Consider the following 23,351-nt stretch of genomic DNA (forward strand, 5'->3'; position numbering starts at 1 on the left):
GCGCCGCATGACGGTGTTCTTCACCAGCGACACGCATTTCGGCGATCCGCGGGTGCTGCGGATCGACCGGCGTCCCTTCGCGAGCCTGCCGGAGCACGACGCCGCCCTCGTCGCCCGCTGGAACGAGACCGTCGCGCCCGCCGACACCGTCTGGCACCTCGGCGATTTCGCCCTGGGGCCGCCACCGGAGCGCGTCGCGGCGCTGCTGGCGGAGCTGCACGGGGAGAAGCACCTCATCGTCGGCAACAATGACGGGCCGGCGACCCTGCGGGCGCCGGGCTGGGCCTCGGTGGCGCATTACGCCGAGATCGACGAGGGCGGGCACCGCCTCGTCCTGTGCCACTACGCCTTCCGGACCTGGAACCGCATGGGCCGCGGGGTCATCGACCTGCACGGCCACTCGCACGGCAAGCTGAAGCCGATGACGCGGCAGTTCGACGTCGGGGTCGATGCCTTCGACTACCGGCCCGTCACCCTCGAGACCATCCTCGGCTCCCGCCGCAGACGGGCGGCGCCGTCGCGCTGATCGCGATCGGAGCCGCGAATCGCGGAAAACGAGGCCAGGAATCGCGGAACCGTCGCCGGACGCCGCCGTTTCCCGCTTGCCTCTCCGGGCCGCACCGCAAGCCTCCTACCCTGAGGCCGATTGCCGCGGAACGGCCCCGTTCCCGATCGAGTTTCGCGATGACGCCACTGCTCCGCCCTGCCTTTCCGACGCTCGCAGCCGCGCTGCTGATCGCCCTGGCCGCGGCCCCCGCCCTCGCCCAGCCGGCCACCTGCGCCCCCGCCCAACGCAAGATGCAGGAGGCCGCGGCCCTGCGCTTCCAGGCCCGCCAGGAGGCCCGCCTCGGCGACCGCGACCGGGTCTGCGACACGCTCGGCGATGTCGAAGACCGCTACGAGGACGCCCGGGACCGCTTCGAGGATTGCGGCGCCGGCCTCGCGGCCATCGACCTGCGCGGCGCCCTGCGCTCCGTGCGCCTGGAGAAGCGCGCCTTCCGCTGCGACTGACCGCGTGCGCCGCCGCACGGACGACTTGGCCGTCCCGGCGGCATTCCACCCCCATCCACAATCTCGGCCTTTCAGGAGAGTCCCATGAACGCCGACCCGTTCCGCACCGATGCCGCCTCCCGCGTCGACGCCGCCGTTCCCGGCGCCCATTCCTTCGCGGCGGCCCTGTGCGGCTTCCTCGGCACGACGGCGGCCACCACCGTGGTGATGGTCCTGCTCAGCACCCTCTGAGGCGCTCGCATGCACGCGCGGGACGTCTCCCGGCCGCGTCAGTGCGGCGCCACCGACCAGAACCGGCGCCGGGCGAACAGCATCTCGGGCTGCCCCACGGGCGCCATGCCGGCAAGGCCCTGCGGTGTCGGGGCGGGCGGGCAGACGGGCTCCGTCCGGCGCAGCTGAACCACCGGCGCCTCGGGCCGCACCAGCCCCATCCGGACCTGGACATCCGGATTCCGGACCGCCGCAATCGTCGCGACGACGGCCATCAGAGCGCCCGCGACGGCGCCGAGCACGAAGTTCAGCATGGTGGCCGGTGCATGATCCGACATCGTAGCGCTTTCAGGGCAGGCCCTGCCCCGGCGGCATCCCCTCTGCGCCGACGATCCTGCACAACTCAAGCTTAACGCTCTCATGCGATCGATTCGCGTCCGCTTCGACCCGGTCCGCGAGGAGCCGCACCCGATGAGCTATGGAGCCAACGCCTACGCCAAGGTCTCGCAGGTGGCGCTGACGCCCCGTGAGGCGGAGGCGGCGGTCCTCATCAAGGCGGCGGCGCGTCTCCAGGCGATCCAGGACAATTGGACCGAGCAGCAGGCGGCGCTGAACGACGCGCTCACCTTCAACCAGAAGGTCTGGACGCTGCTCTCGACCGCGGCCACCGAGCCCGACGCGCCCTTGCCGACGGATCTCAAGGACGCGATGGCCCGGCTCGGCGCCTTCGTGTTCACCCGCACCTTCGACGCGATGATCGAGCCGCATGCCGAGAAGCTGACGGCGCTCATCCGCATCAACCGCGAGCTCGCGAGCGGGCTGCGCGGCAATCCCTGACCGCTGCCCGATTCCTCACGCCGCTTCGTTGCGGGCCCCGCGGTGTCGCGCGAAGGCCGCCGCGAAGGCCGCGAAGGCGTCGTGGGCCCCGCGGATCACCGCCGCGCCCGCACGCGGGTCCCGGTCGCCGAACCGGTCGAGCGCCGTGCGCAGCGCCCCCCAGAGGCGGCCGGTGTCGCTGCCGCGGCCGTCGAAGAACCGGGTCGCCTCGCCGAGGTCGAGATCCGGGCGGCGGCGCAAGGCGGCGAGGATGAGCCGGCCGCCGAGCGCCGAGCCTTCGAGGACGTAGAGCCGGCCCAGCGCCTCGGCGAAGGAGCCGCTCGGGCCGACCGGCACGGCGGGCACCGCCTCCGCCCCGACCTGCAGCTCCATGAGGTCCTGCTCCAGGAGCGGGCCGCGTGCGCGGCCGGCCGGCTCCAGCCCGAGTGCCTCCCAGTCCGGCCAGCGCCGGAGATCGCGCTCGATCGGCCCCCAGACGCCGAGCATCGCCGCGAGGCAGGTGGCGTAGTCGGCCCGGTCGCGGATCGAGTCCGGCAGGCCGCTCAGGGCCTCGACCCGCTCGTGGGCCTCCCGGGTCGCGTCCCGCAGCCGCAGCGACAGCCGCTCGGGCTCCGCCGTCGCGCCGGGGCCGGGTCCGTCCCGGTCGTCACGCAAGGGGTTCGTCAACACATCACTCCCACCTGGGCGATCCGGGGAAGCCGGGCCGTTCGCGGAGAACGCATCAGGGGCCCGTTCGTTCTGTCGCGGTCATCACACCCTTGTCCCGCCGCGTCGAATGGGAGAAGTCGTGGCGCATGAGCGAGGCATCCGCGTCCCCGATCCGCCGCGACTGGCCCACCCTGTTCCTGCGCGCGGTGGTGTCCCTCTTCCTCGGCCTGCCAATCGGCGGGGTTCTCTACGCCCTCGGTGGCGTGGCGACGGCCTGGTACGCGCAGGATCCGATCCTGCAGCATCCCTGGCTCCTGACCTTCCGCAGCCTCGGCGCCGCCGTGAGCTACGTCTTCCTCGGCGGCTTCGCGTGGTCGCCCGAGACCGGCTACGAGAGCCTGCACGCGTGGTACGCGGCGGGGGTCCTCCTGGCCTTCCTGCTCCTGAGCCGGCCCTGGCGCCGCCCCGCCGCCGAGCCCTGGCCGCGGACCTCGTGAGCCGGCCGGCGCACCGGGCCGGCGCCGCGGCGCTGGCGCTTGCCTGCCTCGCCGGAGCCGCGCCCGCCGCGGCGCGGGGGCTGCGGCGAGACGCTCAGGTGCGCGGGAACGCGGTGCGCAACTCGTTCAGACCCTGCCGGATCGCCTTCAGGGCGAGTTCCCGGCCCAGCATCGCGACGTAGTGCTGGGCGGGGTAGCTCGACAGCCGGCCGACCAGGCCGAGATCGATGATCTCCGGCAGATCGTGGCGCAGCAGCACCCCGGCCACCGCGGAGAGCCGGTCCCGCAGCCGCTGGCCGACCGCGTCGAGGTCGACCGCCTCCGGCCGCGGCCGGTCCGGTGCGGCGATCTCGATCGGCGTCTGCATGCGCGGGGTGAGCGGCACGATCGGGAAGGCCCGCTCCTTCTCCTCCCCGTCGACCGTCTTGAACACCAGGACGTCCGCGGCGCCCGCATCCGCGCCGGGCGCGATGCTGCCGGGGACGTCCGGCACCGCCTTGACGGTCCATTTCGCCGCCTGCTCTCCGCGCCGGCTCAGGAACGCCGCGAAGAGCGGGTTGCTCTCGCCCAGAACGAAGTTCCAGCGCAGGAAGGCCTGGGCGTTGCGGCGGCCGAGCAGGTAATCGTGCCGCCGGAACGACTCGTGCAGGAAGCCGCCGAAGCCGCCGAGGATGCCGCAGGCGATCGGGTGCTTGGGGGTGGGGTCGGCGGGGGTCGGGCGGCTCGGCACGATGGCGAAGCGCGAGAACACGCGGTCGTTCTGCGCCAGCGCCAGTTCCTCCGGCTTGAAGCGCGCCTGATCGACCAGGGTGCCGAGGAAATGCGGCGTCACGCTGGTCAGGCGCAGATCCCCCTGCCCGGGCCCGTCCGGCAGGCGCGCGTGGTTCGGGAAGGGATCGACCAGCACCATCGCCTTGCGGGCGTGACTCGCGTCGCGGGCGTTCTGGCCGGTCCCCCCGGCGAGGTAGCGCCGCGCGATCTCGAAGGGCTCGTTGTCGATCACGCCGCCATCCACGGCGACGAAATCGTAGGCGCCGAGGGGGCCCTCGACGTGGGGCGGCAGGCTGCGGCGGCGTCCCTCCTCGTCCCGGTACTCGACCGGCGAATTCACCGTGTAGTCGCGGAACGGCCGCGTCAGCAGCCGGGCCTGGAGACCGATCGGGAAGGCGCCGGTCGCCAGGGCGGCCTGCTTGAGCGCGAACCACGGATCCGCCGGCCCGGGCGCCCCGCGCAGCGGCAGCGCGTCGGTGTCGAGCGACAGGAACCCGTCCCTCTGCCGCGGCTCGCTGCCGACCATGAACCGCATGGCATCGCCGTGGTTCAGCATGCCGTAGAACTCGTCCTTGTCCTCCCCGAACAGCTTGAAGGCGTAGGGGACGCCCCGGAGGTTCGCCGCCGTCATGATCAGGGCCACGTCGTCGTCGTCGCCGCGCCCGAGCCAGGACCGGCTCCGGCGCTGCCGCTCGGCCCGCAGGGTCGCCTCCACGATCCGGTCGAGCACGGCGCAGTTGAGGACCGAGAGCACGCCGTCGTCGAGGCCGCCCGGATCGAGGAGCGGGGCGAGGTCGATCTCCCGGACCCAGCTCGCGTAGAGGCGGTTCGCCTCGGGCCCGGGCGGCTCCCCCGGGCCGACATGCGTGAGGTCGGTGAACCAGCACAGGCTGGTGATCGCCGCCGTCATGCCGCCCGCCGAGGCGCCCGCGATCACCGGCACCCGCACGCGATGCGTGGGCCCGTCCCAGTCCGGCCGCGTCCGCGCCTCCTCGTAGGCGTCGATCGCCTCGGTGATGAAATCCATCACGCCGGCCGAGTAGGCGCCGGCCGAGATCGCGCCGGCCATGACGAAACCGATCTCGAAATCCGGCTCCATCCTACGCCCCCTCAATCTCGAAACGGCTCGTGCGCGGTGAAGTTACCAGATCATCATGAGAGCAATGACTGGATTTTCTGGATTAGTCCGGTCGACGTCATGCGGATCCTGCGCCGGGCGGCCCCGCGACATTCGCGGGTCCACGGGATTCTGATCCAGGATGGTCCTGCCCGGACGGGCGTTTCGGTGTATGCAGGTGGGCCGACGATCCTCTCGCTGATCCACTGATTCATGTACGCGACAGATCTGGCCTTCGCCTCCGATGAGTTCCTGAGGTTGATCGAGAGCCAGGGGCTGACGGGAAGCTGGATGTGGGAGTTCTCCACGCAGGTGCAGGCGTGGTCTCCGGGCTTCTATCGCCTGCTCGGGCTGAAGCCCGGTGCGGTGCGGCCGAATTACGGCCTGTTCTACAGCCTCGTTCATCCGGAGGACCGGGCCGGGCTGGCGGAGCCGGTCGAGGTGCCGCGCGGGGCGATGCCGCCCGAGAGCGTCGTGCGGGTGATCCGGCCCGATGGAACGCTGCGCACCCTGTCCACCCGCAGCGAGGTCATCGTCGCGGCCGATGGCCGGCCCGCGGCGGCCTCGGGCATCGTCCTCGACGTGACGGAGGTGGACGGGCTGGTCCGGGCGCGCCAGGCCGATCAGAGGCGGCGCAGCGCCCTGTACCTGCAGACCGGCACCCTGCTCGTCCCGGTGACCCTGGACCTGCGGTTCGATTTCCCGCCGGAATTCTCCATGATCACCGGGCAGCCGCTGGAGGAGCTGAACGCGGCGCCCTATTCGGTCATCGTGCCGGAGGAGCGGGACCGGTTCTACCAGAAGATCCTGGAGCATCTGGATAACGGCCAGATCTTCCAGCAGACGCCGCGCGTCCGCTACGTGGGCGGCGATTGCGGACAGCGGCGGGTCCTGTCGGTGCCGGTGCGCGACCATCGCGGCGCGATCGTCGAGTGGAGCGGCCTCATCTATCCGATGGGCGCGCCGAGCCCGGTGGCGATGGGGGCGATCCGCGCAGGCCTGGAACAGGCGGTCCAGGGCCACCACCTGCGCGCCGCCCGCGCCCTGCTCGACTGGTCGATGTCGGTGCTGGCCGAGGCGAGCGGCCTGTCGCTGTCCACGGTGCGGCGCTTGGAGGAGGGGGCCGTGCCCCATGCCGACCGCTCGCGCCACAAGGCCGTTGCGGCCCTGCGCCGGGCCGGCATCCGCTTCATCGTGCTCGACGACGGCAACCTCGCCGTCACCCGGATCTGAGGCGCCGCCGCACCTCGCGGGCGTCACGCCGCCGCCGGAACCCCGGTCTCCTCCCATTCCGGCCCCCATTCCTGGACCACGTGGCCCGGCGAGACCTCCCGGTAGCGGCGCGCCGGCGGGACGTAGTCCACGGGGCGGATCGGGCTGCGGATCTCGTCGGCGCGCACGCCGTGGCGGCTGCGGCGGCGGGCGGGATCGGGCACCGGCACCGCGGCGAGGAGGCGCTTGGTGTAGGGGTGCTGGGGGGCGCCGAAGATCGCCGCGCGCGGGCCGATCTCCACGATCTCGCCGAGATACATCACGGCGACCCGGTGGCTCACCCGCTCCACCACCGCCATGTCGTGCGAGATGAACAGGTAGGCGAGCCCCAGGGAGGCCTGCAGGTCGAGGAGCAGGTTGACCACCTGCGCCTTCACCGAGACGTCGAGGGCGGAGACGGATTCGTCGGCCACGATCAGGCGCGGTTCGAGGGTGAGCGCCCGGGCGATGCAGATGCGCTGGCGCTGCCCGCCGGAGAATTCGTGCGGGAAGCGGCTCGCCATCTCGGGCTTGAGGCCCACGCGGGCGAGGAGGTCCGCCGCTTTGGCCTCCGCCTCCCTGCGGGAGGCGAGGCGGTTGATCAGGAGCGGCTCGGCGACGGCCGCGCCGACGGTCATGCGCGGATCGAGGCTCGCGAAGGGATCCTGGAAGATCATCTGCATGCGCCGCCGCCGCTCGCGCAGGGGGGCGGGGCCGAGCTGCATGAGGTCCTCGCCGTCGAGGAGCACCGCGCCGGCGGTGGGCTCGATCAGCCGCAGCACCGAGCGGCCGGTGGTGGACTTGCCGCAGCCCGATTCGCCGACGAGGGCGAGCGTCTCGCCGGCGCGCAGGTCGAAGGAGACGTTCTCGACCGCGTGCACCCGCCCGCGCAGGCGTCCGAACAGGCCGCCGCGGATGTCGAAGCGCGTGGTCAGCCCCGTCACCTCCAGCACCGGCCGCGCCGCCGTCTCGACGGTGTCGGTGCCTTCCGGCGCCTCCGCGGCGATGCCCGTGGCGCGATCGACGACGGGGAAGCGCGTCGGCCGTGCCCGCTCCCGCATGGCGCCGAGCGCCGGGACCGCGGCGAGGAGCGCCCGGCTGTAGGGATGGGTCGGGCGGCGGAAGATCGCCTCGGTCGGCCCGCTCTCCACCGCCCGCCCGTCGAGCATCACCACCGTGCGGTCGGCGATCTCTGCCACCACGCCCATGTCGTGGGTGATGAACAGGACCGACATGCCCTCCTCGTCCTGGAGAAGCTTGATCAGGTCGAGGATCTGGGCCTGGATGGTGACGTCGAGCGCCGTGGTCGGCTCGTCGGCGATCAGCAGCTTCGGCCGGCAGGCGAGCGCCATCGCGATCATCACCCGCTGGCGCATGCCGCCGGAGAAACGGTGCGGATGGTCGTGCACCCGCGACTTCGCGGCCGGGATCCGGACCTTGTCGAACAGGCGCACCGTCTCGGCCTCGGCCTGGGCGCGCGACAGGCCGCGATGCGCCATCAGGGCCTCGGCGATCTGGAAGCCGACCGTGAGCACCGGGTTGAGGCTGGTCATCGGCTCCTGGAAGATCATCGCGACGTCGCCGCCGCGGACCTTGCGCATCTCGGCTTCCGGCAGGGTGAGGAGGTCGCGGCCCTGGAGGATCGCCTGGCCGGTGATGCGGCTCGAATCCCGCGGGGTGAGCCGCATCAGCGAGAGCGCGGTGACGCTCTTGCCCGAGCCGGATTCGCCGACCACCGCGACGGTCTCCCGCGGGCCGATGTCGAAGGAGACGCCATGCACCACCGGGCGCCAGCGCCCCTCCACCCGAAAGGCGGTGGCGAGGTTCCGGACGGAGAGGATCGGGGTCATGCGGGCTCCGGGGGGATGATCGGTCAGGATGCCAGAGCGCGGCGCACGGCGTCCGGCTCCTTCTCGATGATGCGCAGCAGCGCCTGCATGGCGGCATCGGGACGGCGGCGGCCCTGCTCGTAGGCCTCCATCGTCCGCGCCGAGATGCGGAACTGGCGCTCGAACTCCTTGGTCGAGCGTGCAACCTGCCGCCGGATCGCCTGCACGCGCTGCGGCGTCAGGACGTCGTCGGGCAGATCGTAGCTCTCGACCGCGGCCTCTCCACGCAAATACGCGGCCATCTCCTGAAAGGCCTCGACGAGATCGTTGCCTACCCGCGAGCCCGCGGTGGTGTTGCTGGTGCGGATTGTCATCGGTCGGTATCCTTGATGCTGGCGATCACATCGAGGATCGCCTTGCGCTGATCCGGCGACAGATCGTCCCGCTCGTTCTTCGGATAGGCGGCCATCATGAACAGCACTCCCGGAGCCATCGCCGCGTAGTAGAACGTGCGACCCCCGCCGCGCTTGCCTCGCCCGGGCAGCGCGAAGCGCGCTCTCCGGGCGCCCCTCAGGCCCTGGACCATCGGGTGCGTCTCCGGAGCCCGGGCGATGTCCGTCTCGATCCGGACGAGATCCTGCTCCGTCAGCCCCATCTCCTTCATTGCCCGAAGATAGGGTTTCAGCCGCAGAATCCTCATGCCGTGATACTACATCAACGGGCTACGTCATCGTAGGGGTTCACAGCGGGATCCCGCGTCGACGCGGGCCCTCACAGCACCCGCCGCGGGTCGAGGGCGTCGCGCAGGCCGTCGCCGATGAAGTTGATCGACAGGACTGTCAGGAAGATCGCCGCGCCGGGAAACAGCGCCCAGTGCGGCGCGACGTCGAGGTGGTCCTTGGCGTCGAACAGGAGCCGGCCCCAGGTCGGGATGTCGGGCGGGAAGCCGAGGCCGAGGAACGAGAGGGTCGATTCGGCGATGATCGCCGCCGAGACCTCGATCGTCGCCGCCACGATCACCGGCCCGATGGCGTTCGGCAGGATGTGGCGCGTGACCTGATGCCAGGGCCCGGCCCCCTGCGCGCGGGCCGCCTCCACGAACTCCTTCTCGCGCAGCGACAGGAACTGCGCCCGCACCAGCCGGGCGACGGGCATCCAGCGCAGGCCCCCGATCACCGCGACGATCATCACGAAGACGCCGCCCTCGATGCCGAACACCTCCTTCAGCCGGTCGCGGAACAGGTAGATGACGAGGAGCAGCAGCGGCAGCTGCGGCAGCGACAGGAACAGGTCGGTCACCCACATCAGCGCCGGATCGAGGAAGCGGCGCGACATGCCGGCCACCGCCCCCACCACCACGCCGACGAGGGTCGCCACCAGCATCGCCGCGAAGCCGACCGCGAGCGAGATGCGCCCGCCATAGATCATGCGGGCGAGGAGGTCCTGGCCGAGATCGTCGGTGCCGAAGGGATGCTGCGGGGAGGGGCCCTGGAGCATCGCCGCGAAGTCGATGTCGTCGATGGCGACGGGCCAGAGGAGCCCGCCGAACACCACCCCCAGCACCAGCACGGCGAGGATCACGCTCGACGCCACCGCCAGCCGGTGGCGGCGGAAGCGCCGCCACGTGTCCCGGCCCGATGCGGCGGGCGCGGGCGCCGCCTCAGCGGAAGGAGATGCGAGGGTCGAGCCAGCCATACAGGAGGTCCGCGACGAGGTTGAACAGGACGACGAGGCAGGCGAAGACGAAGGTCACCGCCATCACGACCGGGGTGTCGTTGGCGAGCATCGCGGTGATGAGGAGCGAGCCGATCCCCGGCACCCGGAAGATCTGCTCGGTGACGATGGCGCCGCCGAACACCGCCGGGATCTGGAGCGCCACGAGGGTCACCACCGGGATCAGCGCGTTGCGGGCGATGTGGCGCAAGGTCACCACGGATTCGCTCAGGCCCTTGGCCCGGGCGGTGGTGACGTAGTCGAGGCGGGCCACGTCGAGCACGGCCGCGCGCACGTAGCGGGTGTAGGAGGCGGCCTGGAACAGCCCCAGCACCGAGATCGGCATGATCGCCTGCCGGAGGTGCTCCCAGTACCAGCGCCAGCCCGTCGCCGCCACGTCCGCGTTGTAGACGAACGGCAGCCAGTCGAGCTTGAGGCTGAACAGCAGGATGAAGAGCAGGCCGGTGAAGAAGGTCGGCAGCGAGAAGCCCACGAAGGCGAGCGTGTTCGCCACCTGATCGAGGAGCGAGTAGGGCCTGAGCGCCGCCAGGATCCCCACCGGCACCGCGACGAGCAGCGCCAGCAGCTGCGAGGAGCCGACCACGAACAGGGTGGCGGGCAGGCGCTGGAGGATCAGGTCGTCGACGTTGACCCGGCTCGCGAAGGAGAAGCCCCAGTCGCCCTGCAGCATCGCGACGAGCCAGTGCAGGTAGCGCATCAGGATCGGGTCATCGAGGCCGTACTTGACGCGCAGGGCCGCCCGGACCTCGGGCGGCACGTTGGGGTTGGTGGCGAGTTCGCCGAACGGGTCGCCCGGCGCGAGCGCCAGGACCGTGAACAGGATCAGGCTGATCCCGAGCAGGCTCGGGATCGCGATCAGCAGGCGGCGGAGGAGATAGGCGCCCATCGGCGATCCTCAGAACGGCCCCGCGCTCACGCCTCCTTCCACCACTCGGCCAGATAGGCGAGCGAGTTGTCCCAGCCGCTGTCGACGGTCCGCAGCTTGCCGTTGACGGCCGAGACCTGGGCGCGGTGGAGGAGGGGCAGCACGTTCTCCGAGACGACGATGTCGTTCATCTTGATGAACAGGGCGGCGCGCTTGACCGGGTCGAGCTCCTCCTGCGCGGCACGGTAGCAGGCATCGGCCTCGGCGTTGCGGATGCGGCTGATGTTGCGGCCCTGCCACTTGTTCGCCTTGGTCGCCGCCTCCCAGGACACGTATTGCAGCATGAACACGCCCGGATCGGCCTGTGTCATGTTCCAGGTATACATCTCCATGTCGGCGTAGAAATGCGGATAGGTGTCCGGGTTCGCTACGTCCGAGGAGAAGAACACCGAGCCGGGGACCGACTTCAGTTCCATGTCGATGCCGGCCTTCTGGGCAGCCTGCTTGATGATGGCCTGAGTCTTCTGGCGCGGCGCGTTGATCGAGGTCTGGAAGACGAATTTGAGCTTCTTGCCGTCCTTGGCCCGGATGCCGTCGCCGCCCTTCTTCCAGCCGGCCTCGTCCAGGATCTGGGCGGCCTTGTCGACGTCGAAGGAAAACGAGGTGTTCTTCGAGCGGAACATCTCCGGGCCGTTGAGGACGTTGGCGGTCGCCCGCCCGGTGCGGCCGTAGATGAATTGCTGCACCGCCGCCCGGTTGACGATGAGGTTCATGGCCTTGCGCACCGCCGGGTCCGAGAAGGCCGGGTGCTGGGTCTTCAGCGAGGAGCGCTCGCCGTCGACCTCGGTCCAGGGATCGGTGGCGTTGAGCAGGATGAATTCGAGATTGCCGCCATAGGACATCTCGACCCGGCCCTTGCCCTCGCCCTCCAGCCGCTTGAGGATCTCGTCCTCGACCTGCATGTTCCAGGCGTAGTCGTACTCGGCGGTCTGGAGCACGGCACGGGCGGCCGAGACGGCGTCGCCGCCGCCCTTCATCTCGATCGTGTCGAAATAGGGCCGGTTGGGCACGTGGTAATCGGGGTTGCGGGTGCCCCGCACGATGTCGCCGGGGCGGAACTCCACGAACTTGTAGGGGCCGGTGCCCACCGGCGCGAGGTTGGCGGGCGCATCGCGCGACTTGTCGCCCGTATAGGCCTCGAAATGGTGCTTGGGGATGATCATCCCGACCGTGGACACGAAGGCGTCGGCCCAGAACGGCGTCGGCTTGTCGAACAGGACCTTGACCGTGTGGTCGTCGATCTTCTCGACCTTGATGTCCTTGTAGCTGCCCGCGGTGGTGGCCGCGGTGGCCGGGTTGGCGGCGTATTGCCAGGTGAAGACGACGTCGTCGGCGGTGAGGGGCTTGCCGTCGTGCCACTTCACGCCGGGCTTGAGCTTCCAGGTCACGGAGCGGCCGTCCGCCGCGACGCCGCCGTTCTGGCGGTTCGGGATCTCGGCGGCGAGGATCGGGAACAGGTTGCCCTGCGCATCCCAGGCGGCGAGGGGCTCGTAGAAGATGCGCGAGGCTTCCTGGTCCTTGGTGCCGATCGCGAAATGCGGGTTGATCAGCGTCGCGGCCTGCCAGAACAGCAGCTTGAGCGGCCCGCCGCCGCCGGCCTTGGCGGGCTTGTAGGCGGCGCGCAGGTCCGCGTTCTGGGCGAGACCCTCGTGCGCGAGCATCATCCCGGCCATCGGGGCGGTGAGGCCGAGGGCGACCATCCGCTGCACGAAGTTCCGGCGCGAGAGCCGGCCGTCCTTCACGCCGGCGATCAGGTTACGCAGGTCCTGCTCGTTCATCGTGGTCGCCACTCCGCTCGAAATACCATCAGCCAGCATGCGCATCTCGCGAACCCGCCCGCAAGGTGGGTCCGCAGCGACGGCCCGCATTACAAGTCTCGCGCCACATCGCAGGCACAGCTCTGCGCGGGGCGCCGGCCTCGCGTCCGGAGGCGCGCCTGGGCAAGCCGGCCCCCGGCCGGCATACCGGGGCCGACGGGCCGAACGGAGGATCCCATGGACAACCGCAACGCCGTGTGGCGGCAGGTCGACGCCCACAAGGACCGGCTGATCGCGCTCAGCGACGCGGTCTGGGGCACCCCGGAGGTCTGCTACACCGAGACGCGCTCGGCCGCCGCCCACGCGGCGGAGCTGCGCCACCAGGGCTTCCGGGTCACGGAGGGCGTCGCCGGGATCCCCACGGCGCTCATCGCCGAGGCGGGGGAGGCCGGGCCGGTGATCGCCTTCCTCGGCGAGTACGACGCGCTGCCGGGCCTGAGCCAGGAGGCGGGCGTGGCCGAGCCCCGGCCGGTCGCTCCGGGCGGGCACGGCCACGGCTGTGGGCACAACCTGCTCGGATCGGCGGCGTTGCTTGCCGCCACCGCGCTCAAGGACTGGCTGGCCGAGACGGGGCAGCCGGGCCGCGTGCGCTATTACGGCTGCCCGGCCGAGGAGGGCGGGGCCGCCAAGGCCTTCATGGTGCGCGCCGGCGCCTTCGCGGATGCGGACGCCGCCATCACCTGGCACCCGTCGAGCTTCTGGGAGGTCGCGCCGCCGCTCGCGCTCGCCAACACCCGGGCCGATTTCGTGTTCACCGGCCGGGCGAGCCACGCGGCCGCCGCTCCCCATCTCGGGCGCAGCGCGCTCGATGCCGTCGAGCTGATGAATGTCGGCGTGAACTACATGCGCGAGCACATGCCGAGCGACGCGCGGGTGCATTACGCGCTCCTCGATACCGGCGGCATCGCCCCGAACGTGGTGCAGGCCCATGCCCGGGTGCGCTACTCGATCCGCGCCCGCGACCTGCCGGGCATGCTGGAGCTGGTCGGGCGCGTGCGCCGGATCGCCGAGGGCGCGGCGCTGATGACCGAGACCGCGATGGAGATGCGCATCGTCAGCGCGGTCTCGGACCTCGTCGGCAACACGCCCCTGGAGGAGACCCTGCACGGGGTGATGGAGGATCTCGGCCCCCCGCCCTTCGACGAGGAGGACCGCGCCTTCGCCCGCGCCATCCAGGGCACGCTCTCGGACGGGGATGTCGCGGCGGTCTACCGGACCATCGGCCTGAAACCGAGCGGGGCGCCCCTCGCCGACTTCCTCGTGCCGCGCGACGCCAAGCGCAACCCGGCGATCGGCTCGACGGATGTGGGCGACGTGAGCTGGGTGGTGCCGACCGTGCAGGCCCACGCGCCGACGGTGGCGATCGGCACCCCCTTCCACACCTGGCAGGTGGTGGCGCAGGGCAAGAGCCCGGCGGCCCACAAGGCGATGGTGCAGGTGGCCAAGGCGATGGCGGCGACGGGTGCGGCCCTGGTCGCGAAGCCGGACCTGCTGGCGGCGGCCAAGGCCGACCTGAGGGAGCGGACGGGCGCGGGCTACGTCTCGCCGCTGCCGCCGGAGGTGGAGCCGCCGCTGCGCATGTCGGTGGAATAGGCGCCGGGGCTCGCGCCTCAGCGGCTCTCGCGCAGCACGGCGGCGCGGAGGGCGCCCTCGAAGAGCAGGGCGGAGCCGTAGTGGAACTCGACGTCGAAGGCGCGCCGGGAATTCATCGACAGCGAGGCGCTCTGCATCGCGATCAGGCGGCCCTCGGCGTCGAACAGCCCTGAGCCCGATCCGCCATAGCCGTTGTTGCAATCGTGCCGGGCGATGCGGATGCCGTCCTCGCCCGGCGGATCGATCTGCCGGATGGTGCAGGCCTCCAGGCTGGTCGGCCGGTCGTAGTTCTCGTGGCCGGCGGGCGAGACCATCGTCACGGGCAGGGGCACGCTGCCGGTGGGGAGGGTTGCACCGTCGGAGAGGGGGAGGGGGGCCGCGCCGGTCACCGGCTCGCTCAGGCGCAACAGGGCCCAGTCGTCGGTGATGTGGAGGGCGTCCGCTCCCGGCAGGACGCCGAGCCGGAGGCTGTCGGGCTCGAAATCGTAGTTGCGGCCGGCGATCTGGAAGAAGCAATCCGCGACCGCCCGGGTGGCTTCGAGCCGGCGGCTGCGGAAATTGTGGGCGTTCAGCATCACGAGGCGCGGCCCGCCGATCAGCCAGGCGGCCGCCGCCCGCACCGGGAGGCCGGCAGCGTTGCGGCAGTACAGGATTCCGGCGCCCGGGTAGCGCGCGTAATCCGGCCCGGCCATCGGGCGGCGCCCGTCCTGCGGGTAGAGCGCGGCGAGCCGCGCGTCTCCGGCGCGCGCCGTCCCGCAGGCCGCCATGAAGGTCGCCATGAAGACCGCGACGAGGGCGGCCATCGCGGCAACGCGCAGGCGCTTTCCGCCGGCCATGTCCCATGCCCCCTGCACGATCCGGCTCAGGGTCCGGACACGGCAAATCTCAGGGGCATCCGTCCGCACCGTCAAGCGGGCTCGCGCCGGCGCTCTCCTACTCCGCGGGCGTCGTCTCCCGCGACCGGCCCAGCGGCACGTGCGGCACCAGCCAGGCGAGGACCACGCCGGCCGCCGCGATCACGAACATCGCCCAGAAGGTCAGGTGCAGGGCCTGCTGGAGCGCGGTGCGGATTCCGTCCAGGCCCGGCGCGGCGGTGCCGGTGGCGAGCAGGCGCTGCAGCTCGTCGGCATTCACCCCGGCGCCCCCGTTCCGCAGGCCGTGGTTGAGAACGGCGCCGAACACCGTCGCCCCGAGCGTGCTGCCGAGGTTGCGGGAGAACACGTTCGAGGCGGTGGCGCTGCCGCGCTGCGACCACGGCACGATCTCTTGGATCAGCACCAGGGCGGCCGTGCTGAGCAGCCCCATGCCGAAGCCCATCACCAGGGAGGCGAAGCCGGCCGTGAACGGGGCGGAACCGGGGCCGAGCGTCAGCAGCAGGCTCGCGCCGGCCGGCAGCAGTAGGCTGCCGGTGAGCAGGATCGGGCGCAGGCCGAACCGCTTGAGGGTGCGGGCGGCCAGCGTCGCGCCGATCGGCCAGCCGAGCACCATGACGGTGAGCGCGAGCCCCGCCACGAGGGGCGTGCGGCCGAGCACGCCCTGCACGTACATCGGCAGGAAGGTGGTGAGCCCGATCAGCGCCATGCCGGCCAGGAGCGAGCTGCCGTTCGAGGCCGCGATCGGCCGGCGGCTCCAGACCGAGAAGGCGATCACCGGCTCGGGGGCGTGCCGCTCCTGCAGCACGAACAGCACGGCCCCGACCACCGCCACCCCGGCCGCGATCAGGGCGCCGCGCTCGTCCGAATTGCCCGCCTCGGTGAGGGCGACCATCAGGGCGCCGATCGTCACCGTGAACAGGGCGGCGCCGGCCGCGTCGATGCGGCGGCGCTCCCGCAGGACCCCCTCGTGCAGGAAGAGGACGAAGCCTCCCGCGGCGAGGAGCCCGACCGGGAGGTTCAGCCAGAAGATCCAGGACCAGGAGGCGTGCTCGATGATGAATCCGCCCGCGAGCGGCCCCATCACCGCCGAGACCGCCCAAACGCTCGCCAGGAAGCCCTGGATGCGCCCGCGCTCCTCGGCGCTGTAGAGGTCGCCCACGATGGTGAGGGCGATGGGCTGGATCGCCCCCGCGCCGATGCCCTGGAGCAGGCGGAAGGCGATCATGGCCGGCATCGACCGGGCGAAGCCGCACAGGAGCGAGGCCGCCAGGAACACGCCGATGCCGACGAGCATCACGGGCTTGCGCCCGTAGACGTCCGAGAGCTTGCCGAACACCACCGTCGCGGCGGTCTGGGTGAGCAGGAAGGAGGAGAACACCCAGCTGTAGAGGGACAATCCGCCGAGCTGGCCGACGATCTGCGGCATCGCGGTCGACACGATGGTGGCCTCGATGGCGACCATGAACATCGAGGCCATCACCGCCGCGATCACGAAGGGGCGGTGGGTCGTCGGAAGTGCGGACATGATCCGTCCAGTCGGGGAGAGGGAGGCCGCGCGGGATGGCCGCCGACACCGTGCGGCGATCAGCTAAACCCATGGCTCCCGTCCGCAAGATCCGTTGTGATCCCGGGGCGTCCCGGCAGGGCAGGTCTGCACGTGCTGCATACGGTGGGACAGTATTCGCCCTCGTGTCACGCGACGGTCCGGGTCCTCATCCCGACGAGCCTTGGACCTCAGGCCTGCACGCCCGCCCGCGCCACCTCGCCCGCATCCTTGAGGCGGCCGATATCCCAGCACAGGGCCATCACCCGGCGGATCTGCGCGTCGGGCAGGATGCCCTCGGCGAGGTCCACGAATTTCCGCTCGAGATCGGCGTCGCTCATCGGGTTCTCGACGCTGCCCACCGCGTGCTCGATGTGCCGCGTGAGCGTGCGCCCGTCCGCGAGGGTGATGGTCATGTCGACCTGCTCGGGCTTCACCCCGGGCGTGACGGTGGGGACCACCTTGCCCCGCAACTCCGTGATCACGGGATCGCGCACCGCCCGGTCGCTGAACTGCTTCTCGCCGCCCGCCCCCTCGACGAGCGCCACCGCCACCGCGTGGTAGATGCTGAACTTGCCCTCCAGCCCCGAGCGCGGCGCGGTCTTGCCGGTGAGTTCGAGCACGAGGGGATGCACCGCCAGGTCGACGCGCCGGATCTGGTCGGGGGTGAGGCGGTTCTCGTTGCGCAGCCGCACGGCGGCGTCGATCGCCGGATGCATGACGATGCCGCAGGCGAAGGGCTTGTAGGTGTTGAGCGCTGCTTCGTAGCGCGAGCCGAGGCCCTCGGTGATCTCGCGGTAATCCTGCTTGGTCGAGATGGTGTTGGCCCAGCCGCGCTTGGCCTCGATCATCCCGTCCGAACTCGTGTAGTTCTTCGCGGCCAGGATCGCCGCGAACAGGCCGTTGGCGGCGGCGCGGCCCGGGTTGAAGCTCTTGTTCATCGAGCCGAAGGATTCCCGCAGGCCCACCGGCTGCGAGGCGGCGAGACCGAGCGCCCAGACCATCTGCTGCTCGGAGAGCCCCATCAGCCTGCCGGCCGCCGCGGCGGCCCCGAATACGCCGGCCGTGCCGGTGATGTGCCAGCCGACATCGTAGTGGTTGGGATAGACCGCGTTGCCGATCCGGCACTCGGTCTCGACGCCGAGCACCAGCGCGGTGAGGAAGTCGGGGCCGGAGACCGGCTGCATCTCGGCGAGCGCCAGGATCGCCGAGGCGACCGGGCCGGCCGGATGGATCACCGTCTTCAGGTGAGTGTCGTCGTAGTCGAAGATGTGGCTCGACACGCCGTTCAGGAAGGCGGCGTTCATGATGTCGAAGCGCTCCGGGCGCCCGAACAGCCCGGCCTGGGGCGGCCCCGAGAAGGGCTTGAGCGCCGCGACGGCGACATCGAGGGTCTCGTGGTGCGAGCCGCCGATGGCGACGCCGACCCAGTTGAGGAAGGTGCGGGTGCCCTCGCGCCGCACCGCCTCGGGCAGGTCCTCGCCGCGGGCCTGCACCACGTAGCGGGCGAGCGTCCGGGTGACGTCGCGGGGCGGGGCGGCGGGCGTCGGCGGTGCGGTCGCCGGCTCCGCCGCGGCCTGGGCGCCGCCGGCCGCGAGCGCGAGGCCGGCGGCCCCGATGAGCGTGCGGCGATCGATGCGGGTCATGGACGTCCTCCCGGGGCGATGGCGCTGGTGGACATAACGCCATCGGGCGGGAGGAGGATGCCTCAGACCGCGATCGGATCCCCATCCAGGCGGTCGTCGTCGGCCTCGTCGCGGGCGGGGCGCCGGGCGCGGCGGCTGCCGCGCTCCAGGAGCGAGCGGCCGAGCGCCCGCAGCGGCGCGGTCAGGCGGCGCAGGTCCTCGGCGCGCTCCATCAGGCGCTCGCCGTTGCGGATCTCGCGGTCGAGGCGGGCCATGGTGCGGGCGAGCGCCGGGTCGTCGTCCTCGAACCACGTCTCCATGGTGCGCGCGAAGGCGATGACGACGCCCTGGAGCTTGAGCCGCCCGAGCGGCCCCTCGGTGTCGATGCCCGCTGCCGCCAGCATGAAGCGCTGCGAGTTGAGGGCGACGCCGTTGAGGGCGGCGAGCGAGAGCGGATCGGTGCGCAGGGCGAACACGATCCGGCGCAGGGCCGTCTTGTAGGGGGTCATCGCGTCGAGGCGGCGCATCAGCACGTCGAACAGCCGCTCGCGGGAGGGCTCCTCCGCGAGATCGTCGGTGGTGCCCGCCAGCACCGCCTTGTCGATCATCCGGGAGAAGCCGCCGAGCACCGCGCCCTTCGACGGGAAGAGGTCCCGGAACTCGCTGAGGCTCACCCCCGCCTCCCGGGCGATGTCGGTGATCTCGATGTCGCTCCAGGGCTGCTCGGCGGCGAGCCGCATCAGGGCCTCGACGACCGCCTCGCGCGGGTTGCCGGAGGCGGGCGCCTCGGCGGTTCTGGGCTTGTGGGCCATGCGCTGCTCCGGTGGAGAATGCGTCCTGGATGTAGGGAGTTGTGGGCGGATCGGCAGGGGCGGGGTGCTGCGGCGGGCTGTCGTACGGGGCGGCGTCAGCCCGACAGTTCCGCCGAGCGGGTCTTGGCCGCCGCCACCGCCTCGCGGAGACGATCGGGCAGGCCGCCCTCGGCCATCAGCACGCCGAGCGCCGCCGCGGTCGTGCCTCCCGGCGAGGTCACGTTCTGGCGCAGCACGCCGGGGTCGAGGGGGCTCTCGGCGAGGAGCGCGCCCGCCCCGGCCACGGTCTGGCGGGCGAGGCGGGCGGCGATGTCGGGCGGCAGGCCCGCCTCGGCCCCCGCCGCGGCCAGCGCCTCGGCGAGCAGGAACACGTAGGCCGGGCCGGAGCCCGACACGGCGGTCACCGCGTCGATCAGGCTCTCGTCGGCGAGCCATTCCACGAGGCCGATGCCGGAGAGGAGCGCGTCGGCCATGCGGCGCTGGCGCTCGCTCGCCTCGGGGCTCGCCGCAGCCCCGGTGGCGCCCCGGCCGATGCTCGCCGGCAGGTTCGGCATCGCCCGCACCACGGCGCGGGCCCGGGGCAGGCGGGCCTTGAGGTTCGCCACCGTCTTGCCCGCCAGCACCGAGATCACGAGGGTGTCGGGCCCTGCGAGCGGCGCCAGCGCGGGGGCGGCCGCCTCCAGGCCCTGGGGCTTGATCGCCAGCACCAGCGCCTCGGGCGGCGCCGGATCCGCTGGGTTGAGGGCGATGCCGCGGGCCGCGCAGAGGGCGGTCATGTCGGGCGAGGCGCCCGGATCCACCACCGCGATGCGGGACCCGTCGAGCCCCCCCGCGAGCCAGCCTTCCAGCATGGCGCCGCCCATCTTGCCGGCGCCGACGAGGACGAGGGAGGCGGGAAGGTCGGAGGCGGTCATGCGGCGGCCCTGGGCGGGAGGGGTGTGGGGTTTGCCTAGAGCATTTTTCGGGGATCGGGAAACCGCTTCGGCGCGCGGGGGCCGCTCACATCAGGTCGATGTCGGCGCGGAGGATGTCGACCGTTTCCGACAAGCCGTTCGCGCCCATGTCGAGAAGAGGCGCATCCGCCGTCGTCTCAGGCTTCCTGAGCCTGATACGGTTTCCGGACAATCACTTTCGGAAACCGTATCACGAGCCCGCGCGGCGCCTGAGCGAGGCCGGTTTCCGCATCGCGAAGCGATCATCCGGAAACCGTATGAGGCGCATGGTCCGAATGGCCGCGACGGCCCTGGCAGGATCGAGAGCGATCGTGGCGGCGATGAAGCCGTTCGGCCGCAGCCGTCTCGTCTGCCCGAGGAAGGCGGCCGCCCAGGGGCTCGGCGAAAGCCGGCATGGTCATGGGTCGCCTCCATTCGACGATGTTCGCACCGTCCATTCGCAATAGACGCAGCGAGCGCAGCAGACGCAATCCGCCGGTCACCGGGAGTTCCGGTCAGCGGACGGCGTCGTGACCGTTGCTCGCGAGCCGACGAGCCGTGCGGCGGTCGCGAGGGGTGATCACTCCGCCGCCTGCGCCTCCAGCCGGTCGAGGTGCTGGCGGATATGCGCGGCCTCCGCGGGGGTGCGGGCGAGCGCGATCGCCCGGTCGAAGGCGATGCGCGCCTCGTCCCGCCGGCCGAGCCGCAGCAGCAGCGCTCCCCGCACGCCGAAGAAGTGGAAGTAGCCGGACAGGCGCTCGCCCAGGGGCTCGATCAGCGCGAGCGCCGCCTCCGGTCCGCGGAGCTTCGCCACCGCCACCGCCCGGTTGAGGGTCACGACCGGGGAGGCGAGCATGATCTCCAGGGTGGCGTAGAGCCGGTCGATCTGCGCCCAGTCGGTCTCCGCCGCCGTCCGGCTGCGGGCATGCAGGGCCGCGATGGCGGCCTGGACCTGATAGGGGCCGGGCCGGGCGTGCCGCATCGCCTTGTCGAGGAGGGCGAGGCCCTCCGCGATCAGGCGCGGATCCCAGGCGCTCCGGTCTTGGTCCTCCAGGAGCACGATCTCGCCCGTGGCCGAGAAGCGCGCTGCCGTGCGGGCGTGCTGGAGCAGCATCAGGGCGAGCAGGCCCATGATCTCGGGCTCGGCCGGGAACAGCCGCAGCAGCAGGCGCGCGAGGCGGACCGCCTCGTCGCAGAGGGGCGCGCGGGCCGGGCTCGTCGCGTGGTCGGCCGAGTAGCCCTCGTTGAAGACGAGGTAGAGCATGGCGGCCACCGCCGCGAGGCGTTCGGCCCGCTCGGCGGGGCCCGGTGCCTCGAAGGGCACCCGGTTGCGGGCGACCCGGGCCTTGGCCCGGGTGATGCGCTGCTCCATGGCGCCCTCGCCGACGAGGAAGGCGCGGGCGATCTGCGCGACGCCGAGCCCCGAGACCACGCGCAACGCCAGCGCGATCTGCTGGGTCGCCGGCAGCTCCGGATGGCAGCAGATGAACAGGAGGCGCAGGATGTCGTCGCGGTAATGCGCGTCGTCGAGCCGCTCGGCCAGGGCCGCCTCGGCATCCTCCCGGTCGGAGAGGTCGTCCTCGTCGGGCAGCGGCTCCTCGCGCCGGCGGTGGCGCGCGGCGTCGAGGGCGGCGTTGCGCCCGACCAGGATCAGCCACGCCGCCGGGTCCCGCGGCGGGCCCTGGCGCGGCCAGTGGCCGAGCGCCTTCAGGCTGGCCTCCTGGAACGCCTCCTCGGCGGTGTCGAGGTCGCGGAAGTAGCGCAGCAGCGCGCCCATCGCCCGCGGCCGGGCGGCGGCGAGCGCCCCGTGCAGCCAGTCGAGGTCGGTCACGACGCGCCGCCGCCGGGCTGGAAATAGGCGATCGGCCGGATCTCGTAGGCGCCGCCCGGATTGGCGCGCCCGAGTTCCCGCGCGGTGTCGAGGGCGTGGTCCAGGCTCTCGCAATCGATCACGTAGAAGCCGAGGAGCTGCTCCTTGGTCTCGGCGAAGGGGCCGTCGAGGACGAGGCCGGGCTCGCGATCCTTGCGCAGGGTGGTGGCCGCCGTGGTGGGCAGGAGCCGGGCGACGGGCCCGAGCCGGCCCTCGCGGGCGAGCTTCTCTTGGACGACGGCGAGCTTCTGCATCACCGCGGCGTCCTCCTCGCGGCTCCAGGCGCCGACGACCTCCTCGGAATGGTAGCACAGGATGGCATAGAGCATGCGCGTCTCCTCCTCCCGGACACGACGTCCGGCCCGGCCCGCCGCCGACAGGCGGGGGCGACATCTTTTCTAAACAGAACGGCACAGAGCAATTCTGCTTGGATTCCTGATTTCGCATCGGTTTTCGCCGCCGGACCGGTGGCTGCTTCGGCACCCGCCGCGGCCGGCGGAATGATGCTCAGGCGATGGGAGGAGAGTGCGACGGAGCCCGTCGGCCGATCGCCGCCCGGATCGCCGCCCGCACCCGCTCGGGGGCCTCGAAGGGCAGGAAGTGCGTGGTGCCGGGCACCGTCTCGACGGTGACATGCGGCGGGCGGTCCCGCGCGAGCGCGCAGGTGCTGCCGGCCGCGGCGCGCAGGATCAGCGCCGGGCGGGCGAGGCGGCGCAGCGCCCCCCAGGTGTCGTGGCCCTGGGCGAGGTAGTTCGCGGCCTCCCAGGCCGGCGCGCAGGCGAGTTCCACCGTCCCGTCCGGCCGGTCGCGGAAGCCGTCCGCCACGTAGTCGGCGAGGGCGGCGTCGGGCCAGGTGCGGAAGGCCCCGCGCCCCCGATAGGCCGCGAGCGCCGCCGCGCGCGAGGGAAAGTTCGCCCGGCGCCGGATCGCCTGATCCGCCAGGGGCGAGTGCCGCCGGAACAGGGCTTGGGCCAGGACGGGCACCCGCGCGACGAGGGCGTCGCGCCGCCGCAGGATCACCGGATCGAGCAGGACGAGGTTGCGCACCCGCTCGGGCCGGCGCGCAGCGGCGAGCAGGGAGACGATGCCCCCCATCGAATGGCCGACGAGGGTGACGGGCGGGCCGTCGAGCCGGTCGAGCAGCGCGACGAGATCCGCCGCGAGGTCGTTCCAGTTGCGCCGGCCGCGCGGCCTTGCGGACAGCGTCGTGGCGCCGTGGCCGCGCTGGTCGTAGGCGAGGAGGCGGGCCTCGCCCGCGAGCGGCAGGAGCAGGCTGCGGTAGGTGCGCGCCGTGAAGCCGTTCGCGTGCAGCACCACGGCGTCGAAGGGGCGGCCCGGCGGCCCGAAGGCGAGCGCCGCGAGCCGCCCCCCGGCGGGATCGCCGATGGCGAGCGCCTCGCGCGTCGTGACCGTATCGTCCAGCCCGGAGGCTTCGGCCGGCATCGCGGCTCCCC

The 23,351-nt window shown here is 72.1% G+C and carries 25 protein-coding genes; 8 read left to right on the plus strand and 17 right to left on the minus strand.

The features are described 5' to 3' along the window. Positions 1 to 7: 7 nt before the first annotated feature. From ACE101_RS02845 to ACE101_RS02855, 3 genes are all read left to right on the plus strand, one after another. Positions 8 to 526 carry a metallophosphoesterase family protein gene (locus ACE101_RS02845; RefSeq protein ID WP_379126027.1) on the plus strand — a complete coding sequence of 173 codons (519 nt, stop codon included), beginning with the start codon at positions 8 to 10 and terminating at the stop codon, positions 524 to 526. Positions 527 to 684: 158 nt separating this feature from the next. Then, a complete protein-coding gene (locus tag ACE101_RS02850; RefSeq protein WP_379126028.1) occupies positions 685 to 1,011 on the plus strand; it encodes a hypothetical protein in 327 nt (108 codons plus the stop codon). A gap of 84 nt (positions 1,012 to 1,095) precedes the next feature. Beyond that, on the plus strand, positions 1,096 to 1,242 hold the full coding sequence (locus ACE101_RS02855) for a hypothetical protein (RefSeq protein ID WP_379126029.1): 147 nt from the start codon (positions 1,096 to 1,098) through the stop codon (positions 1,240 to 1,242). A 38-nt stretch (positions 1,243 to 1,280) separates the two neighbouring features. Here the strand turns inward: ACE101_RS02855 and ACE101_RS02860 are convergent, their stop codons facing one another. Further along, complete coding sequence (locus ACE101_RS02860) at positions 1,281 to 1,559, minus strand: hypothetical protein (protein ID WP_379126030.1); 279 nt, start codon at positions 1,557 to 1,559, stop codon at positions 1,281 to 1,283. Positions 1,560 to 1,692: 133 nt separating this feature from the next. Between ACE101_RS02860 and flaF the strand changes: the two genes are divergently transcribed. Further along, entirely contained in the window at positions 1,693 to 2,058 is a 366-nt protein-coding gene (gene flaF / locus ACE101_RS02865; protein ID WP_379126031.1) for a flagellar biosynthesis regulator FlaF, read from the plus strand. A gap of 15 nt (positions 2,059 to 2,073) precedes the next feature. Here flaF and ACE101_RS02870 read toward each other — a convergent pair whose 3' ends face one another. Continuing rightward, positions 2,074 to 2,724, minus strand: a complete 651-nt coding sequence (locus ACE101_RS02870) for a biliverdin-producing heme oxygenase (RefSeq protein WP_379126032.1) — start codon at positions 2,722 to 2,724, stop codon at positions 2,074 to 2,076. Between the two features lie 128 nt (positions 2,725 to 2,852). Here ACE101_RS02870 and ACE101_RS02875 point away from each other — a divergent pair, with 128 nt between their 5' ends. Further along, complete coding sequence (locus ACE101_RS02875; RefSeq protein ID WP_379126033.1) at positions 2,853 to 3,203, plus strand: hypothetical protein; 351 nt, start codon at positions 2,853 to 2,855, stop codon at positions 3,201 to 3,203. A 94-nt stretch (positions 3,204 to 3,297) separates the two neighbouring features. Here ACE101_RS02875 and ACE101_RS02880 read toward each other — a convergent pair whose 3' ends face one another. Then, complete coding sequence (locus tag ACE101_RS02880; protein WP_379126034.1) at positions 3,298 to 5,073, minus strand: patatin; 1,776 nt, start codon at positions 5,071 to 5,073, stop codon at positions 3,298 to 3,300. Between the two features lie 231 nt (positions 5,074 to 5,304). Between ACE101_RS02880 and ACE101_RS02885 the strand changes: the two genes are divergently transcribed. Beyond that, positions 5,305 to 6,324 carry a PAS domain-containing protein gene (locus ACE101_RS02885; protein ID WP_379126035.1) on the plus strand — a complete coding sequence of 340 codons (1,020 nt, stop codon included), beginning with the start codon at positions 5,305 to 5,307 and terminating at the stop codon, positions 6,322 to 6,324. Positions 6,325 to 6,347: 23 nt separating this feature from the next. Here ACE101_RS02885 and ACE101_RS02890 read toward each other — a convergent pair whose 3' ends face one another. From ACE101_RS02890 to ACE101_RS02915, 6 genes are all read right to left on the minus strand, one after another. Further along, positions 6,348 to 8,192, minus strand: coding sequence for an ABC transporter ATP-binding protein (locus ACE101_RS02890; protein WP_379126036.1), 1,845 nt, complete (start codon positions 8,190 to 8,192; stop codon positions 6,348 to 6,350). A gap of 23 nt (positions 8,193 to 8,215) precedes the next feature. Beyond that, positions 8,216 to 8,545, minus strand: a complete 330-nt coding sequence (locus tag ACE101_RS02895) for a helix-turn-helix domain-containing protein (protein ID WP_379126037.1) — start codon at positions 8,543 to 8,545, stop codon at positions 8,216 to 8,218. Then, the gene (locus ACE101_RS02900; protein ID WP_379126038.1) at positions 8,542 to 8,871 is read right to left on the minus strand and encodes a type II toxin-antitoxin system RelE/ParE family toxin; all 330 of its coding nucleotides are present in this window, start codon (positions 8,869 to 8,871) and stop codon (positions 8,542 to 8,544) included. The genes ACE101_RS02895 and ACE101_RS02900 overlap by 4 nt, the downstream gene beginning before the upstream one ends. A 71-nt stretch (positions 8,872 to 8,942) precedes the next feature. Next, complete coding sequence (locus ACE101_RS02905) at positions 8,943 to 9,866, minus strand: ABC transporter permease (protein ID WP_379126039.1); 924 nt, start codon at positions 9,864 to 9,866, stop codon at positions 8,943 to 8,945. Beyond that, positions 9,832 to 10,791 carry an ABC transporter permease gene (locus ACE101_RS02910; protein ID WP_379126040.1) on the minus strand — a complete coding sequence of 320 codons (960 nt, stop codon included), beginning with the start codon at positions 10,789 to 10,791 and terminating at the stop codon, positions 9,832 to 9,834. Before ACE101_RS02910 ends, ACE101_RS02905 begins: the two co-directional genes overlap by 35 nt. 26 nt (positions 10,792 to 10,817) lie before the next feature. Next, positions 10,818 to 12,608: a peptide ABC transporter substrate-binding protein gene (locus ACE101_RS02915; protein WP_379138443.1), complete on the minus strand. Its 1,791-nt coding sequence runs from the start codon at positions 12,606 to 12,608 to the stop codon at positions 10,818 to 10,820. A gap of 216 nt (positions 12,609 to 12,824) precedes the next feature. Here ACE101_RS02915 and ACE101_RS02920 point away from each other — a divergent pair, with 216 nt between their 5' ends. Beyond that, positions 12,825 to 14,240: an amidohydrolase gene (locus ACE101_RS02920; RefSeq protein WP_379126041.1), complete on the plus strand. Its 1,416-nt coding sequence runs from the start codon at positions 12,825 to 12,827 to the stop codon at positions 14,238 to 14,240. A 17-nt stretch (positions 14,241 to 14,257) separates the two neighbouring features. Here the strand turns inward: ACE101_RS02920 and ACE101_RS02925 are convergent, their stop codons facing one another. The 5 genes from ACE101_RS02925 to proC form a co-directional block, all read right to left on the minus strand. Next, the gene (locus ACE101_RS02925; RefSeq protein ID WP_379138446.1) at positions 14,258 to 15,019 is read right to left on the minus strand and encodes a trypsin-like peptidase domain-containing protein; all 762 of its coding nucleotides are present in this window, start codon (positions 15,017 to 15,019) and stop codon (positions 14,258 to 14,260) included. Positions 15,020 to 15,173: 154 nt separating this feature from the next. Continuing rightward, the gene (locus ACE101_RS02930; RefSeq protein WP_379126042.1) at positions 15,174 to 16,640 is read right to left on the minus strand and encodes an MDR family MFS transporter; all 1,467 of its coding nucleotides are present in this window, start codon (positions 16,638 to 16,640) and stop codon (positions 15,174 to 15,176) included. 209 nt (positions 16,641 to 16,849) lie between these two features. Then, positions 16,850 to 18,304, minus strand: coding sequence for an MmgE/PrpD family protein (locus ACE101_RS02935; RefSeq protein WP_379126044.1), 1,455 nt, complete (start codon positions 18,302 to 18,304; stop codon positions 16,850 to 16,852). A 62-nt stretch (positions 18,305 to 18,366) separates the two neighbouring features. Further along, positions 18,367 to 19,095, minus strand: coding sequence for a TetR/AcrR family transcriptional regulator (locus ACE101_RS02940; protein WP_379126045.1), 729 nt, complete (start codon positions 19,093 to 19,095; stop codon positions 18,367 to 18,369). Positions 19,096 to 19,190: 95 nt separating this feature from the next. Then, positions 19,191 to 20,009 carry a pyrroline-5-carboxylate reductase gene (gene proC / locus ACE101_RS02945; protein WP_379126046.1) on the minus strand — a complete coding sequence of 273 codons (819 nt, stop codon included), beginning with the start codon at positions 20,007 to 20,009 and terminating at the stop codon, positions 19,191 to 19,193. A 113-nt stretch (positions 20,010 to 20,122) separates the two neighbouring features. On the opposite strand from proC, the gene ACE101_RS02950 reads away from it, so the two are divergent. Next, complete coding sequence (locus ACE101_RS02950) at positions 20,123 to 20,494, plus strand: hypothetical protein (RefSeq protein ID WP_379126047.1); 372 nt, start codon at positions 20,123 to 20,125, stop codon at positions 20,492 to 20,494. Between the two features lie 113 nt (positions 20,495 to 20,607). On the opposite strand, the gene ACE101_RS02955 is transcribed toward ACE101_RS02950, so the two are convergent. The 3 genes from ACE101_RS02955 to ACE101_RS02965 all read right to left on the minus strand — a co-directional run bounded on the left by ACE101_RS02955 (position 20,608) and on the right by ACE101_RS02965 (position 23,340). Continuing rightward, positions 20,608 to 21,804: an RNA polymerase sigma factor gene (locus tag ACE101_RS02955; protein ID WP_379138448.1), complete on the minus strand. Its 1,197-nt coding sequence runs from the start codon at positions 21,802 to 21,804 to the stop codon at positions 20,608 to 20,610. A 50-nt stretch (positions 21,805 to 21,854) separates the two neighbouring features. Further along, on the minus strand, positions 21,855 to 22,226 hold the full coding sequence (locus tag ACE101_RS02960) for a YciI family protein (RefSeq protein WP_379126048.1): 372 nt from the start codon (positions 22,224 to 22,226) through the stop codon (positions 21,855 to 21,857). Between the two features lie 178 nt (positions 22,227 to 22,404). Then, positions 22,405 to 23,340, minus strand: a complete 936-nt coding sequence (locus ACE101_RS02965) for an alpha/beta fold hydrolase (RefSeq protein ID WP_379126049.1) — start codon at positions 23,338 to 23,340, stop codon at positions 22,405 to 22,407. Between the last annotated feature and the right edge of the window lie 11 nt (positions 23,341 to 23,351).

It is taken from the genome of Methylobacterium carpenticola, from assembly GCF_042748905.1.
GTDB classification, from domain to species: Bacteria; Pseudomonadota; Alphaproteobacteria; order Rhizobiales; family Beijerinckiaceae; genus Methylobacterium; species Methylobacterium carpenticola.

Excerpts from the sequence above, each read along its gene's own strand:
- ACE101_RS02845 (WP_379126027.1), top strand. The coding sequence starts at position 8 with ATGACGGTGTTCTTCACCAGCGACACGCATTTCGGCGATCCGCGGGTG.
- ACE101_RS02850 (WP_379126028.1), top strand. The coding sequence starts at position 685 with ATGACGCCACTGCTCCGCCCTGCCTTTCCGACGCTCGCAGCCGCGCTG.
- ACE101_RS02855 (WP_379126029.1), top strand. The coding sequence starts at position 1,096 with ATGAACGCCGACCCGTTCCGCACCGATGCCGCCTCCCGCGTCGACGCC.
- ACE101_RS02860 (WP_379126030.1), bottom strand. The coding sequence starts at position 1,559 with ATGTCGGATCATGCACCGGCCACCATGCTGAACTTCGTGCTCGGCGCC.
- flaF (WP_379126031.1), top strand. The coding sequence starts at position 1,693 with ATGAGCTATGGAGCCAACGCCTACGCCAAGGTCTCGCAGGTGGCGCTG.
- ACE101_RS02875 (WP_379126033.1), top strand. The coding sequence starts at position 2,853 with ATGAGCGAGGCATCCGCGTCCCCGATCCGCCGCGACTGGCCCACCCTG.
- ACE101_RS02880 (WP_379126034.1), bottom strand. The coding sequence starts at position 5,073 with ATGGAGCCGGATTTCGAGATCGGTTTCGTCATGGCCGGCGCGATCTCG.
- ACE101_RS02885 (WP_379126035.1), top strand. The coding sequence starts at position 5,305 with ATGTACGCGACAGATCTGGCCTTCGCCTCCGATGAGTTCCTGAGGTTG.
- ACE101_RS02890 (WP_379126036.1), bottom strand. The coding sequence starts at position 8,192 with ATGACCCCGATCCTCTCCGTCCGGAACCTCGCCACCGCCTTTCGGGTG.
- ACE101_RS02895 (WP_379126037.1), bottom strand. The coding sequence starts at position 8,545 with ATGACAATCCGCACCAGCAACACCACCGCGGGCTCGCGGGTAGGCAAC.
- ACE101_RS02900 (WP_379126038.1), bottom strand. The coding sequence starts at position 8,871 with ATGAGGATTCTGCGGCTGAAACCCTATCTTCGGGCAATGAAGGAGATG.
- ACE101_RS02905 (WP_379126039.1), bottom strand. The coding sequence starts at position 9,866 with ATGGCTGGCTCGACCCTCGCATCTCCTTCCGCTGAGGCGGCGCCCGCG.
- ACE101_RS02910 (WP_379126040.1), bottom strand. The coding sequence starts at position 10,791 with ATGGGCGCCTATCTCCTCCGCCGCCTGCTGATCGCGATCCCGAGCCTG.
- ACE101_RS02915 (WP_379138443.1), bottom strand. The coding sequence starts at position 12,608 with ATGAACGAGCAGGACCTGCGTAACCTGATCGCCGGCGTGAAGGACGGC.
- ACE101_RS02920 (WP_379126041.1), top strand. The coding sequence starts at position 12,825 with ATGGACAACCGCAACGCCGTGTGGCGGCAGGTCGACGCCCACAAGGAC.
- ACE101_RS02925 (WP_379138446.1), bottom strand. The coding sequence starts at position 15,019 with ATGGCGACCTTCATGGCGGCCTGCGGGACGGCGCGCGCCGGAGACGCG.
- ACE101_RS02930 (WP_379126042.1), bottom strand. The coding sequence starts at position 16,640 with ATGTCCGCACTTCCGACGACCCACCGCCCCTTCGTGATCGCGGCGGTG.
- ACE101_RS02935 (WP_379126044.1), bottom strand. The coding sequence starts at position 18,304 with ATGACCCGCATCGATCGCCGCACGCTCATCGGGGCCGCCGGCCTCGCG.
- ACE101_RS02940 (WP_379126045.1), bottom strand. The coding sequence starts at position 19,095 with ATGGCCCACAAGCCCAGAACCGCCGAGGCGCCCGCCTCCGGCAACCCG.
- proC (WP_379126046.1), bottom strand. The coding sequence starts at position 20,009 with ATGACCGCCTCCGACCTTCCCGCCTCCCTCGTCCTCGTCGGCGCCGGC.
- ACE101_RS02950 (WP_379126047.1), top strand. The coding sequence starts at position 20,123 with ATGTCGACCGTTTCCGACAAGCCGTTCGCGCCCATGTCGAGAAGAGGC.
- ACE101_RS02955 (WP_379138448.1), bottom strand. The coding sequence starts at position 21,804 with ATGGGCGCGCTGCTGCGCTACTTCCGCGACCTCGACACCGCCGAGGAG.
- ACE101_RS02960 (WP_379126048.1), bottom strand. The coding sequence starts at position 22,226 with ATGCTCTATGCCATCCTGTGCTACCATTCCGAGGAGGTCGTCGGCGCC.
- ACE101_RS02965 (WP_379126049.1), bottom strand. The coding sequence starts at position 23,340 with ATGCCGGCCGAAGCCTCCGGGCTGGACGATACGGTCACGACGCGCGAG.